A 12,907-nucleotide genomic window follows, 5' to 3' on the forward strand; every position below is an offset into this window, starting at 1 on the left:
CGACCGCCGGCGGGCGTGCGGTGGTTCTACTGGGCCCCGCCGCGCCAGACGGTGAGGTCGATGGTCACGTACTCGGTCGTGTAGTCCTTGACCGTGATCAGGCCGATGTCTCCCGCGGTGGTGGTCAGGCAGATCTCGGAGCCGGGCGGCGCCTCCTCCTCGATGACGAGCACGTCGGTGTATCGGGTCACCGAGCGGCAGGTGTCGAGCGAGCCGGTCTCGTCCTGCCGGAGCAGGGCGAGGGTGTTGTCGCCGCTGGTCAGCAGACGAGGCTCCAGGATGAAGTCCGATCCGGAGTACCCGAGGTCGCCCTCGTAGCCTGGCCCGGCCTCCGCACGTACCGGCCTGGGCGGGTCCTCCCACAGCGAGATGACGTAGTAGTCCGAGATGGAAAGGTCCTCGTACGTCACCGGTTCGGGTTCGGCCGGCGGTTCGGAGGTGGGCTCGGAGGGGGTGGTCTCGGTTTCCTCCTCCGCCGGGGTGGTCTCCTGGTCGGTGGGCGTCTGGGACGTCTCGTCGCCCGCGGCGTCGTTGTTGGTGGGGTTCTCGTCGTTGCCGCCGTTGAGCAGGGTGGCGCCGATGACCGCGCCGGCGACCACCGCGCAGACCGCCAATGCCGCGAGGAGGGCGTTCCGTCCGCGTCGGCGCGGCGGTGGCGCGGGGGTGTAGGGGGGTGTGGTGGGTGCGGTGGCGTGGAACGCCGCTGGCGGTGGGGCCGGTTGGGCGGCGAGGGAGGTGACGGTGGCGGCGTGGTGGTCGATCTCGGCGCTGAGGGCGGGGGGTAGCCAGCCGTGGGCTGGCAGTGTGGCGTCTCCGGCCAATGGGCGGCACATGGCCACGACCTCGGCCGGGGTGGGGCGGTCGGCCGGGTTCTTGGCCAGGCAGCGGGTGACGAGTTCGCGCAGCTCCGTGGGTACTGCGGAGATGTCGGGTTGTTCGTGGACGATGCGGTAGAGCACGGCGGGGGAGGAGCCGTCTCCGAAGGGTGGGGAGCCGGCGGTGGTGAAGACGGCGATCAGGCCGAGGGCGAAGATGTCGGCCGCCGGTGTCACCGGTTGGGCCATGGCCTGCTCGGGTGCCATGAAGGCGGGGGTGCCGGCGGTGACGCCGGTGCGGGTGAGGGAGGTGGCGTCGGCGGCGCGGGCGATGCCGAAGTCGATCACTCGTGGGCCGTCGGAGGCGAGCAGGACGTTGGAGGGTTTGAGGTCGCGGTGGATGACGCCGGCCGCGTGGATGACCTGGAGTGCTTCGGCGATGCCGGCCACCACTCTGGCGGCGGCCTGGAGGGGGAGGGGGCCGTGTTCGCGGATGGCGTTGTGGAGGGAGGGGCCGGGGACGTAGGCGGTGGCCAGCCAGGGTTGGGGTCCGTCTGTGTCGCTGTCGATGACGGGGGCGGTGTAGAGGCCCTGGACTCGTTCGGCGGCTTGTACTTCCTGTCGGAAGCGGCGTCGGAACTCGGGGTCGCCGGCGACTTCTGGTCGGATCACCTTGAGGGCGATGGGTCGCCCGCCGGGGGTGTGGGAGAGGTACACCTTGCCCATGCCGCCTTCGCCGAGGCGGGCGGTGAGCCGGTATCCGGCGATGGTGGTGGGGTCTTCGGCGTTCAGAGGCGCTGGCACGGCGCTAAATCTAGCGACGGGCGGAAACCGGTCAACCTTGCGATTGAATCAGTTCGGCTACAGCACCCACCCCCAGCGTGGGCGCCGAACCCGTTGCCCGCGTCATCGCCAGCTGGGCCGCGGACGACGACAACCGGCGGCACGCCCTGTCCTGGCAGCCCCTGCTCCTCTGACCGGTGTCGAAGGCCCGCCCGCCATCGTCAACCACGTCCGCCTGGACACCCCCTCCCGCTCAGCCGAACGTGTCGGCGGCACCGGGGAGTCGGACGTAGCGGTCGACGAGGGCGAGCAACGCCCGGAGCGCGGCGCTCGGACGGCGGGTCGCGGACGTGGCGATGTGCAGCGTCCAGTGTGACGTGGCGCCGGCCAGCGGTGATACGGCCAGGCGCGGGTCGGCCGTGGGGATCGCGAAGGACGGCAGCACGGCGACGCCGAGCCCTTGCCGGACGAAGTCGGCCGCGGTGCGGATGTCGGCCACCTCGATGCTGACGTGGCGGTTCAGCCCCTCCGCGGCCATCCGGTGGTCGACGACCGCGCGGTTGCCGTATCCGACGGGCGAGTCGACGAAGGGCTCGGCCGCCAGGTCGGCCAGGTCGAGCTCGGCGCGGCCCGCCAGGGGATGACCGGCGGGCAGCAGGGCGAGCATCGGGACGGACGCGAGCGTCCTGACGGTGAGTCCGGCGGGCGCGGGCCCGGGGAAGGACAGGAAGGCGGCGTCCAGCGTGCCCGCGACGAGCGCCTGGGCGAGGCCGGCCGAACCGCTCGGGGCCGCCTGAAGGCGGATCGCGACCTCGGGGTGCTCGGCGTGGAACCGCCCGAAGAGGCCGGGCAGATCGAGGATGTCGACGGACGTCAGGGTGCCGATGGTGAGCGTGCCTCGCAGGCCGCCACGCACCTGGTCGACGGCGTCGCGCGCCGCCCGCGCCGCGGCGAGCGTGTTGCGCGCCTCGGGCAGCAGGGCCGTGCCCGCGTCGGTGAGGGCCACGCGCTTGGACGTGCGCTCGAACAGGGGAGCGCCGAGCTCGCGCTCCAGGCTGCGGACGGCGGCCGAGATGCCCGACTGGGCGACGTGCAGCCGCCGGGCGGCCCGGGTGAAGTTCAACTCCTCGGCGATGGCGAGGAAGTACTCGAGGTGACGCAGCTCCACCCGACAACAATCGCATTCAATGATCGATCCGAGCAAGGACATGTGTTGGACGCGATCGCTATGCCGGACTGATTCTAGGTTCAACAACAGTGAACGGGAGCAGCGGATGTCCATCACCACTCAGCCACGCGTGGCCGGTCCCCGGAGCCACCACGCGGCGCCTCGGCCCCGGTCCGGGAGCGGAACCGTGAGCCATGGCGCGGGATTCTGGCTCATCGCGGCCGCCTTCCTGACCGCCATGGCGTTCTCGACCGTGCCGACCCCGCTGTGGGCGCTCTACCAGCGGCAGGACGGGCTCTCCACCTTCACGGTGACCGTGGTCTTCGCCATGTACGCCCTCGGCGTGGTGGTCAGCCTCTTCCTCGCCGGACACGTCTCGGACTGGCTGGGACGCCGGCGGGTCCTGCTCCCCGCCGTCCTGCTCGAGGCGGCCTCGGCGGCGCTGTTCCTGTCGTCCACGTCGCTGCCCGTCCTGATCCTGGCGAGGGTCGTCTCCGGGCTCGGCGTCGGCATGATCACCGCCACCGCCACGGCGCACCTGGCCGAACTGCACCTGACGGCGCGCCCCACCACCGACAGGACCAGGTCCGACGTGGTGGCCACCGCGGCGAACCTGGGCGGCCTCGCGGTCGGACCGCTGGTGTCCGGCCTGCTCGCACAGTACGTCGCCGACCCGCTGCGCACGCCCTACCTCGTCTTCCTCATCCTGCTCGTGCTCAGCGCCGTCGGGGTCGCCCTGGTGCCCGAGACCGTCGAACTGGCCGAGGAACGGCCCCCGTACCGGCCGCAGCGGGTGAAGGTGCCGGCCGCCTCCCGCCCGCTGTACCTCGCCGCGGCCGCGGCAGCGCTCGCCGCCTTCTCGGTGCTCGGCCTGTTCACCTCCCTGGCCCCCGGTTTCGTCGCCGGCACGATGCACCACCCCTCGCGGGTGCTCGCCGGCCTGGTGACCTTCCTGGTCTTCGGCACCGCGGCGGCCACCCAGGTCGCGCTGACGCGGCTGACCGCGCGCCAGCAGCTGGCGAGCGGCCTGGTGCTGATGAGTGCGGGGATCGTCGGCATCACGGCCGCGGTGTGGCTGCCCCACCTCGGGCTCTTCCTGGTCGCCGGCGTGACAACCGGCGCCGGAGCCGGAACGCTGTTCAGGGGGACCGTCGCCACGGTGGCCTCGGTGGCTCCCCACCGGGCCCGCGGCGAGGCGCTCGCCGGCCTCTTCCTGGCGGCCTACATCGGTCTGGCGGTGCCCGTCGTCGGAGTGGGCCTCGCGACCCGGTTCGTCAGCGACCCCGTCGCCCTCCTCGGCTTCACCGCGGCCCTCCTCATGATGAACACCGCGGTGAGCACCAGCCTGCTGCGCCGTCGATGAGCGAAGTCCGGGCCTCCGCCTCCAAACCGCCGGCAGCGGGGCATGTGACGGGCGGCCACGCAGTGCCGCGCGGGGCACGCCATCGCTGATCATGTTGACGCCGCGCTGCCGGAGACGCTCGGCTGCTCAGGCCGACCAGTCGCGGAGGATGGCGGCAACGGACGCCGCGGTGGCGGCATCCTGTTTGAGTTCGGTCGCGAGAGCGGTGACGCCTTCCTGCGTGAGCTTGGCGTCGATGCCGGAGGCGACCAGGTAGCCGTGGGCGACCGCGATGGCCACGCGGAGGTTGGAGCGCTCCAGCCATCGGAGCCGGCCCAGGGTGTGCGCGAGCGCCGCGGCCCTGGCGTAGACGCCGTGGTAGACGTCCTGACCGGCGAGCACGGCGCGGTGCCGCTCGACGGCCGCGATCGGCACGCCGTAGTCGTCGGGGGCCGGGTCGTCCTGGCCCGCGCGGCGGGCGACCTCGAGGATCCAGGAGAGGTCGACGTGCAGGATCACGCGGCGTCCTCGATCTGGTCGATGAGGTCTCCGTAGCCGTCCAGGACCTCCTGGGCGCCGGCGAGGAAGGTCTCGCGGAGCTTCTCGTTGTCCGCCCGGATCAACTGCTCGACGTACTCGTTCACGGGCAGGTGCCGGGTCTCCGCGGCCTGCCGGGCCATCTCGGCCGCGTCCTCCTTCAGCCGGAGGTTCATCTGGGTCTTCGCCATGAAAGGAAGCTATCACCTGGTAGCAGAGGCCGGTAGCGGGCGATGGCCGACAGCGGGCGCATCGTCAGCGCGGCCGCGCCGACGTGGTCCCCACCTGGCAGCCGCGCGCACGCGCCGGCCGGCGACTCGGTACGCGAGCAGGGCAGCACCTCCAGCAGCCCCGCTCAGCTGAGGAGTTGCGCGAGCTGCGCCATCTCGGTGGGCGGGTCGATCACCGGCTGGATGAGCAGTTCGTCGATGCCGGCCTGTTCCAGGGTGGTGACGCGGGCCCTGAGGTCGTCACGGGTGCCGACAAGGGCCAGGCTGTTCATCAGCGAGGGCAGGACCAGGTCCCGGTCCTGCGGCGCGATGCGAAGGAGGTAGTTGGGGTAGAGCTTGGTGTACCGGTCCGGCGCGGTGGCGGTGGTGCCGCGCCGGTCGAGCAGTCGCCGGACCGCCTCGCGCTCTTCAGGGCCGAGCTGCTCGGCGAAGGCGGGTGTGTCGGCGGCGTACGCCAGCAGTGACAGCGCGAGGTGGCCGGTCGCGTCCCGGGCCGCGTCGCCGTGTGGGTCCTCGCCCACGCCGAGGATGTGCAGCGCGGTGACCAGGTAGGAGTCGGGGTTGCCGCGTGTGTCCTGGGCGGCATGGCGGCGAGCGTCGTGCAGCGCGTGCCAGGCGGTCGGGTCCAGCAGGCCGAAGGAGATGAGGCCGGTGCCACGGCGGCCGGCGACGGCGGCGGCTTTCGGGCCGAGGGCTGCCACGACGAACTCGATCGGGTCGGTGGTGTTCGCGTGCCCGCCGGTGTGCAGGAACCGGATGTCGCGGATCCGGTCACCTTCGCGATGCTCGGTCGTACGTCCGGCGCACAGATCCTGCAGTGCGGAGGTGAAGTGCTCCAGCGTGGCCGCCGTGGTCGGCCGCATCCCCAGGGTGCGTCGGGCGGTGTTTCCCGTACCGACCCCGCAGATGATCCGGCCCGGGGCAAGGGCGTTGAGGCTGGCGAGCCCGCTCGCGGCGGCCGGGGCCGAGCGCAGCGCCGGCGAGGTCACGCCGATGCCGAGCCTGATGCGGCTGGTGGCCTTCGCGCAGAGACTCAGGGCGACGAAGGGGTCGCCGTGGACCATCGGGCTGTCGTAGACCCAGAAGCTGTGCAGGCCCAACTCTTCCGCCCGCCGGGCGAGATCCTCCACACCGGGGTGCGCGGTGACCACGACGCCGGCACGCATCAATACCCTCCACGGCGCGAGGACCGAGTCGAACTCGCTCAGCATGACAGGTCCTGGCACCGACCCCCAGGGCGCCTGTGCGGAAGGCTCAGCCGAGCCGGCGGATCGCCTCCAACGGGTGGGGAGTCGCCCGGCTCTCCCGCTGGAAGCGGCGATAGAAGTCCCCCATCGCCGCGGCGACCGGCGCGTGCCGGACGAGCGCTGCCGCGACCGCCGCCGGAACGTCCCCAGGCGTCACCCCCCGGGCGCAGGCGTGCACGAACGCTCGGCGTTCTTCCGGCTCGTACCCGTAGAGAGCGACGGCCAGCCAATTCACCAGATGGGTGACGGCGTAGCACCGGTCGTAGGTGCGGTGCTGCTCGAAGAAGTCGACCTCGTCCTGGGCGAGTTCGAAGCGGGAGGAGATCGAGAGGCCGTAGTCGGCGAAGAAGAGGCGCCGGCCGTCGGTCAGGATGTTCTGGAAGTGGGCGTCGAAGTGCAGCAGCCCGTGGTCGTTCATGAACGAGATGCCGGTCTCCAACTCGTTCTCCACCATGGCGCAGGCGCGCTCGGCTGTCTCCTCCCCGGCGCCGATCTGGGTCCCCAGCCAGTCGTGCAGGTTCTGCGGGATGTACTCCAGGAACAGCGCCAGGCTCGCCGAGGACTGCTGGAGAGCCTCGATCCGGCGGCGCACCGCCGGTCCGCCTCCCCAGTAGGCGACAGCTCTCTCCACGTCGGCCAGGTCCTCGGGAAGTGGTTGGCCGTGCCCTGGCAGCACCCGCCAGTGGTACATCAGGGGGAAGCCCTCGTGGTCGCCCGCGAGCACCCAGTTCGTCGTCATGATGTGCACCGCCAGCTCCCGCCAGGCTCCGAACCCCGAGCTGCCTATGGTGCCGAGGCCGTAGTGGCAGAAGTCCGGCAGGTCGAACAGGTTCGCCGTGGAGTGCGTGTTCCCCGGCAGTCGCTCCAGGTCGGTCAGGGGCACCTGCTTGACGAAGACCGGGGTTCCGTCGACCTCCAGCAGCACGGTCTTGCCGCCGATGCCGGAGCCCATCGGTGTGGCGGCGTCCACGAGCTCGTTCAGTCGGCGATCGCTCCGCAACGCCAGCGACGTGGAAGCGGCACCGTAGGCGGCCAGCCGAGCACCGCGGGACATGTCAGGACGCTCCACGTCGCCTCCAACCCGGCCCCCGCCTGTCGGGCAGCCACTTCGCCAGGCACCCGGGCGGGGCCGCCGCAACTCTCTCACAGCGGAGACGCCGGAGCCCTGGTCACCGCCGGCGGCGCCCCCGCCCAGGACAAGGCCCGGGAGGGGTCCCGAGCGAGGGTGGTTCCATGGCGACCATGATGCGTAGAACGTCATCCACCGCGGTCGTCGGTGCGGTTGTCGCCGTCGTGTTCGCCGCGCTCACGTCATGTTCCTCGGACCCTTCGGACGGAGCACCCCCCGAGGAGCAGTCCAGCGGGTCCGACTCCGGGGCGCGGGCATCCGACCCCGCGCCGACTCCCACGGAGCCGGCCACGCCGTCGCCATCGCCGACCGGGCCGTGTGTTGACGGGACGTGCGAGATCGAGGTCGCCGTGGGGGACGTCGTGGCGGTGCCGGAAACGTACGGTCTCGGGCCGATCGAGGTGACGGCGATCAGCGACGGCACGGTCGAGATGGTCGCGCCGCTGACGGGCTCGGGCTACAGCGTCTCGGGCTGTTCCGGTGGCGGCGGCGTGTCGTCAGCGGGCGGCGGCGGTGTCGGGCTGAGCTGCGACGAGGGGACCGTCGCGACGATCAACGAGGCCATGAGCCTGGAGGTCGTCGAAGCTCTCGGCAGCGCCGCGGTGCTCCGTATCGAACCCGCCGGCTGACGCCCGTCTCAGTCGTCGAGCGCGGCGAGCGCTCGGCGGGTGACCTCGGGTGGGGCCGCGGCGATCACCTTGTCGAGTGCGCCCAGGGAGGTCTGCAGGTCGCTGATCGACTGGGCGATCCGGTGGCGTTCCCGGTGCAGGTCGGCCAGCAGGTCCGAGCACGTGGGAACCAGGCCCTCGCCGGTGTCCCGCAGGCAGGGCAGGATGGTGGCGATCGTGGCGGTGTTCAGGCCGGCGGCCAGGAGGCTTCGGATGCGGCGAACGGCGTCGACGTCGTCCTCGTGGTAGTCCCGGTAGCCGCTGGGACGCCGTTCCGGGTGGAGCAGGTCCTGCTCCTCGTAGTAGCGCAACAGGCGCTCGTGGACGCCGGTTCTCCGCGACAGCTCGCCGATACGCATCCATCGCCCCTTCCCTCGACAACGCGACTTGACTCTCACATCGGTGTGAGAGTTTAGCGTCCGCGTCATGAGAGGAAGCTTCGCGACGCTCGCCTCCCTGTGTGTGAGCGTCTTCGTCGTCGGCACGTCGGAATACCTGATCTCCGGGCTGCTGCCCCAGGTCGGAGCGGACCTGGACGTGTCCGTGGGCACGGCCGGACAGGCGGTCACCGCCTACGCCCTCGGCGTCGTGCTGGGCGGGCCCGTCGTGGCCGCGGCCACCATCAAGGTGCCCCGCAAGGCGCTGGCGATGTGCCTGATGCTGTTGTTCGCGGTGGGCAGCGCGATCAGCGCCGCCGCCCCGACCTTCGAACTGTTGCTACTGGGGCGCGTGGTCTCCTCGCTCAGCCATGCCGCGTTCCTGGCCCTGGCACTGGTGATGGCCACGAGCGTGGTGCCACGGGAGAGGGCCGGAACGGCAATCTCCGCCGTCGCTTCCGGATTCACCGTCGCGACGCTGCTGGGTGTGCCGCTGGGCGCGCTCCTGGGGGAACGCGCCGGCTGGCGGGCCCCGTTCATCGCGCTGACCGGCCTCGCGCTGGTGGGCGTGGTACTCCTCGCGGCCGTCCTGCCCAGACAGGCGGCGCCCGCCACGCGGCTGCGGGAGGAGGTCCGCGTGGTGACCCGCCGCCCGGTCCTGCTGGCCATCGCCACCACCGCCGTCGGCTTCTCCGGAGTCGCCGTGGTCTTCACCTATATCGCCCCACTGCTGACCCGGGTGTCGGGCTTCTCCACCACGACGGTCTCCGGGCTCCTACTCGCCTACGGGGCGGGCAGCTTCCTCGGCAACCTGATCGCCGGGCGACTCACCGACAAGTCCATGAGCGCCACCGTGCGCGCGGTCTTCAGCGCTCTGACGGGAGCGCTGCTCCTCTTCCCCTTCGCCGCCGTATGGCAGCCCACCGCAGTGGTGGCGATCCTCGTGCTCGGACTCCTCTCCACCGCCACCATCGCGCCGCTACAGGGGTTGATCCTGCGCCATGCCGGCAACGCACCGACCCTGGCCATGGCGGCGAACGTCGGCGCGTTCAACCTCGGTGCCGCCGCCGGTTCGGCCCTCGGCGGCCTCATCGTCGCGGCGGACGCCCTGCGCTGGGCCGGGCTGGCCGGCGCCGCGCTCAGCCTCGCCGGGCTGGCCCTCACCCACCTCGTCCTGCCCCGCACTCCCCACGAGGAACGGTCCACGCGACCCACCGACGGCGACCTGCGCACCACCGTCTGACCGGGGCCTCCTCCGCGGGTGGACCCTTCGTGGTCAGTCAGGGGCGCCCGGACGCTGGCACCGGGGCGAGCGGCCCCGGGGTGACACGTTTGGCGGTGGCGCGCAGGTAGACGACCGAGGCGGCGGCCAGGGCGGCACCGAGGAAGTACATGGTGCCGGCACCTCTGCCGATGGCGATCCCGCCCAGGAGGGTGCCCGCGCCGATGCCGAGATAGATGCACGAGGCGTTGAGCGCCACCACAAGGCCGGCCTCCTGGGGCGCCGCCTCGATGAGCCGGTGCTGCTGGGCGGGGGTCTGGCACCAACTGGCCGCGCCCCACGCCGCGGCCAGCGGTCCGGCCAGGGACGCCACCTGGGCGTGGGTGGCGGCCAGGGCGCCCATGATGGCCAGGGCAGCCGCCATGACCAGGTAGCCGACGGTCAGCAGGCGGGTCGCCCCCCACCGGTCGGTGACATATCCGGACGACAGGCTGCCCCCGACCGCGCCGACCCCGTACAGCGCCAGCACCCACGCGGTCGAGGAGGGCGCGATGCCCAGTGCCTCGAACGCCGGGACGGCGTAGGCGTAGACGACGTAGGCGGCCGCCATGCCGAGCGTGGTCAGGGGGAGCGTGGCGGCGACGGTCCGGTTGCGCAGCACCGACAGCCGGGCGGCGAGCGGGATCCGCGGCCCGGCCGGCACGGAGGGCACCCAGGCCGCCACGCCGGCGGCGGCGAGCAGACACAGCGCGGCGACGGCCGCCAGGGCTGATCGCCAGCCCAGCCACTCTCCGAGCACGTCACTGAGCGGCACGCCGAGCGCGGTGGCGATCGTCAGTCCACCCACGACGACGGCCAGGGCCCGGGCCCTGGCCTCGGGACGGACCAGCGCCGAGGCGACCGCGCCGGCGTTGGGGGTGAAGGCCGCGGCGCCGACGGCGGCCAGGACGCGGGTGGCCAGCAGAAGCCAGAACGTGGTGGCCACGGCCGAGGCGAGGTTGGCGACGCCGAGCACGATCAGGGCCGTCACCAGCAGCGCGCGGCGGGGCACTCGCGCGGTCGCGGTGGCGAGCAGGGGAGACCCGAGCGCGTACGCGGCGGCGAACGCGGTCACCGCCCATCCCGCCGTCGCCGTCGGCACGTCGAGTTCGGCGGCCAGGTCGGGCAGGAACCCCGCGAGGACGAACGCGTCGGTTCCCACAGCGAAGGTGCCGAGGGCGAGGATCAGGGTGCGGCTGAGGCCGTTCGGTCCGGTGGTCGTCTCGGCCGCGACCGGACGTCCCCTGACCGGCTCAATCGGGATGTCTTGCATCCCGGTTCTCCCTTTCAAGAAAACCCGGCCCGGAGGCCGGGTGGTTCCCGGTCGTGGTCGACGGGCGGCTCAGGTCGTCAGGCGCTCATGGAAGCGGCGGACCCGCGACGGAGCACCCGCGGGTGTCTCGGCCATCAGGTCGGCGATCGTCCGGGCGGCCAACTCGCGCCGCCACGCCATCTCCGCGCGGCGCATCACCTTCGCGATTCCGCACGGCTCGGCGAACTCGGCGGCGGCCGCCGAGGCGCCGGAGCCACGCTGGCGGATCTCGGTGCACCGGAACGCGTCCTCGCGCCCCTCGATCGCCGCCACGACATCCAGCACCGTGACACGTTCCGGTGCCCGCGCCAGGCGGTACCCACCCCGCGCACCAGGCGTGGACTCGAGGATCCCCTCGCGCACCAGCGGCTGCAGGCGCTTCTTGAGGTACTCCGGCGGCAGTTCGAAGATCTCCGCCAACCGCCCGGTGGCGATCGGCGCCCGATCGTCGAGCCAGGCCAGCACCAGGCAGCAGTGCAGACCCCACTCGACGCCCTCGCCCATCAACATGAACAGGGATACTACACATCCCGAATGGGCGGCGGGCGGGTCAGGGATCCGGGGGAGCGGGGTGGCGGGTGCCGTGGGCGAATTCAGTGCTGAACGTCCGGTCGCCGAGAGCGCGGCGCAGCTGCGAGACCCGGGTCTGGAGCGCCGCGGCGGGGTCGCGCGGCAGCCGTTCCCGCCACAGGTCCGCCACCAGCCGGTCGACCGACACCGGCCGCCCCTCGGAGGTCAGCAGGTCGGCCAGCAGCGCACGGACCTTCGCCTCCGGGACCGGCACCGGCGAGCCGTCCTCCGTCCAGACGGCCAGCGGGCCGAGCACCCCGAAACGCACAGGGGCACCGTACCCAACGGCCCTGACGCCGCCTTCAGGCGGATCCGAAGCTCACCTGGAGCGGACCTGAAGTGCCTTCCGACACCGTGCCGGGGACAGCGCAAGCGAGAAACCTGACGAAAGAGAGGGGAGCGGCACGATGAGCGCGATCGTGAGTCGTGAGTTCCGGCTGGCGTCCCGCCCGGTCGGCGAGCCGGGTCCGGAGAACTTCGCGTTGGTCACGACCCGGGTGCCGGAGCCGGCGGAGGGGCAGATCCTGGTCCGCAACACCTGGATGTCCGTCGACCCGTACATGCGCGGGCGGATGAACGACCGCGAGTCCTACATTCCGCCGTTCGAGGTCGGCCGGGCGCTGGAGGGCAGCGCGGTCGGCGAGGTGGTGGCCTCCCGCAGCGCGGATGTCCCGGTGGGCGCGACGGTGTCGCACTTCGCGGGGTGGCGTGAGCACGCGCTGCTGAACGCGGCGGACGCGCCCGTCGTGGACGTCTCGGCCGCCCGCCCGCAGGACCACCTGTCGGCGCTGGGGCCGACCGGGCTGACGGCGTACCTGGCCGTCACCGAGATCGCGCCGGTGCGGGAGGGCGACGTGGTGTTCGTCTCCGGCGCGGCCGGCGCGGTCGGCAGCGTGGCCGGGCAACTGGCCCGCCTGTTCTGCGCGAGCCGGGTGATCGGGTCGGCCGGCGGGCCGGCGAAGGGCCGGATCCTGACCGAGGAGTTCGGGTTCGACGCGGCCCTCGACTACCGGGCAGGGCCCATCGCCGAGCAGCTGGCCGAGGCCGCGCCGGACGGCATCGACGTCTACGTCGACAACGTCGGCGGGGAGCACCTGGAGGCGGCCATCGGCGCGCTGAAGAATCACGGCCAGGCGGCCCTGGTCGGGATGATCAGCGGGTACAACGCCATCGACCCGGCGCCGGGTCCCACCAACCTGTACGACATCGTCACCAAGCGGCTGACGCTCCAGGGCGTGCTGGTCACCGACCACCTGGACCAACTCCCCGGCTACGTCTCGCGGGCGGCCGGCTGGCTCGCCGACGGCCGCCTGCGGACCAGGGAGACGGTGGTGGAGGGCTTCGAACGCGCCCCCGAGGCGTTCCTGGGCGTGCTACGCGGCGCCAACACCGGCAAGATGCTGGTCTCCCTCGACGGCACCGGGGCGCGCTGACGGGACGAGGTCATCCACCTGGCCTTCGCGCTCCT

At 72.3% G+C, this 12,907-nt stretch carries 14 protein-coding genes; 4 read left to right on the forward strand and 10 right to left on the reverse strand.

The annotated features are described in order from the left end of the window. Positions 1 to 26: 26 nt before the first annotated feature. Together RNC47_RS01785 and RNC47_RS01790 are read right to left on the reverse strand one after the other, a co-directional pair. Positions 27 to 1,619, reverse strand: coding sequence for a serine/threonine-protein kinase (locus RNC47_RS01785; protein ID WP_311594791.1), 1,593 nt, complete (start codon positions 1,617 to 1,619; stop codon positions 27 to 29). A gap of 232 nt (positions 1,620 to 1,851) precedes the next feature. Continuing rightward, positions 1,852 to 2,766: a LysR family transcriptional regulator gene (locus RNC47_RS01790; RefSeq protein ID WP_311594793.1), complete on the reverse strand. Its 915-nt coding sequence runs from the start codon at positions 2,764 to 2,766 to the stop codon at positions 1,852 to 1,854. A 187-nt stretch (positions 2,767 to 2,953) separates the two neighbouring features. Here RNC47_RS01790 and RNC47_RS01795 point away from each other — a divergent pair, with 187 nt between their 5' ends. Beyond that, a complete protein-coding gene (locus RNC47_RS01795; protein ID WP_311594795.1) occupies positions 2,954 to 4,129 on the forward strand; it encodes an MFS transporter in 1,176 nt (391 codons plus the stop codon). Between the two features lie 126 nt (positions 4,130 to 4,255). Here RNC47_RS01795 and RNC47_RS01800 read toward each other — a convergent pair whose 3' ends face one another. From RNC47_RS01800 to RNC47_RS01815, 4 genes are all read right to left on the reverse strand, one after another. Continuing rightward, entirely contained in the window at positions 4,256 to 4,627 is a 372-nt protein-coding gene (locus RNC47_RS01800) for a fic family toxin-antitoxin system, toxin component (RefSeq protein ID WP_311594797.1), read from the reverse strand. Beyond that, the gene (locus RNC47_RS01805) at positions 4,624 to 4,836 is read right to left on the reverse strand and encodes a hypothetical protein (RefSeq protein WP_311594799.1); all 213 of its coding nucleotides are present in this window, start codon (positions 4,834 to 4,836) and stop codon (positions 4,624 to 4,626) included. Before RNC47_RS01805 ends, RNC47_RS01800 begins: the two co-directional genes overlap by 4 nt. 164 nt (positions 4,837 to 5,000) lie before the next feature. Then, positions 5,001 to 6,041, reverse strand: coding sequence for an LLM class flavin-dependent oxidoreductase (locus tag RNC47_RS01810; RefSeq protein ID WP_311594800.1), 1,041 nt, complete (start codon positions 6,039 to 6,041; stop codon positions 5,001 to 5,003). A gap of 88 nt (positions 6,042 to 6,129) precedes the next feature. Continuing rightward, on the reverse strand, positions 6,130 to 7,176 hold the full coding sequence (locus RNC47_RS01815; RefSeq protein ID WP_311594802.1) for a protein kinase family protein: 1,047 nt from the start codon (positions 7,174 to 7,176) through the stop codon (positions 6,130 to 6,132). A gap of 179 nt (positions 7,177 to 7,355) precedes the next feature. On the opposite strand from RNC47_RS01815, the gene RNC47_RS01820 reads away from it, so the two are divergent. Beyond that, positions 7,356 to 7,880, forward strand: coding sequence for a hypothetical protein (locus RNC47_RS01820; protein WP_311594804.1), 525 nt, complete (start codon positions 7,356 to 7,358; stop codon positions 7,878 to 7,880). A gap of 8 nt (positions 7,881 to 7,888) precedes the next feature. Here the strand turns inward: RNC47_RS01820 and RNC47_RS01825 are convergent, their stop codons facing one another. Beyond that, positions 7,889 to 8,278: a MerR family transcriptional regulator gene (locus RNC47_RS01825; RefSeq protein WP_311594806.1), complete on the reverse strand. Its 390-nt coding sequence runs from the start codon at positions 8,276 to 8,278 to the stop codon at positions 7,889 to 7,891. Between the two features lie 67 nt (positions 8,279 to 8,345). On the opposite strand from RNC47_RS01825, the gene RNC47_RS01830 reads away from it, so the two are divergent. After that, positions 8,346 to 9,539: an MFS transporter gene (locus RNC47_RS01830; RefSeq protein ID WP_311594808.1), complete on the forward strand. Its 1,194-nt coding sequence runs from the start codon at positions 8,346 to 8,348 to the stop codon at positions 9,537 to 9,539. A gap of 37 nt (positions 9,540 to 9,576) precedes the next feature. Here the strand turns inward: RNC47_RS01830 and RNC47_RS01835 are convergent, their stop codons facing one another. The 3 genes from RNC47_RS01835 to RNC47_RS01845 all read right to left on the reverse strand — a co-directional run bounded on the left by RNC47_RS01835 (position 9,577) and on the right by RNC47_RS01845 (position 11,707). Continuing rightward, positions 9,577 to 10,830 (reverse strand): MFS transporter, encoded by a 1,254-nt coding sequence (locus RNC47_RS01835; RefSeq protein WP_311594811.1) that lies wholly within the window; start codon positions 10,828 to 10,830, stop codon positions 9,577 to 9,579. A gap of 69 nt (positions 10,831 to 10,899) precedes the next feature. After that, entirely contained in the window at positions 10,900 to 11,379 is a 480-nt protein-coding gene (locus RNC47_RS01840; RefSeq protein ID WP_311594813.1) for an RrF2 family transcriptional regulator, read from the reverse strand. A gap of 40 nt (positions 11,380 to 11,419) precedes the next feature. Continuing rightward, positions 11,420 to 11,707, reverse strand: a complete 288-nt coding sequence (locus tag RNC47_RS01845) for an AfsR/SARP family transcriptional regulator (protein WP_311594814.1) — start codon at positions 11,705 to 11,707, stop codon at positions 11,420 to 11,422. A 139-nt stretch (positions 11,708 to 11,846) separates the two neighbouring features. Here RNC47_RS01845 and RNC47_RS01850 point away from each other — a divergent pair, with 139 nt between their 5' ends. Further along, a complete protein-coding gene (locus tag RNC47_RS01850; RefSeq protein WP_311594816.1) occupies positions 11,847 to 12,872 on the forward strand; it encodes an NADP-dependent oxidoreductase in 1,026 nt (341 codons plus the stop codon). Positions 12,873 to 12,907: the final 35 nt, after the last annotated feature.

Origin of the sequence: Streptomyces millisiae, assembly GCF_031845425.1 — a bacterium.
Classification (GTDB): Bacteria; Actinomycetota; Actinomycetes; order Streptomycetales; family Streptomycetaceae; genus Streptomyces; species Streptomyces millisiae.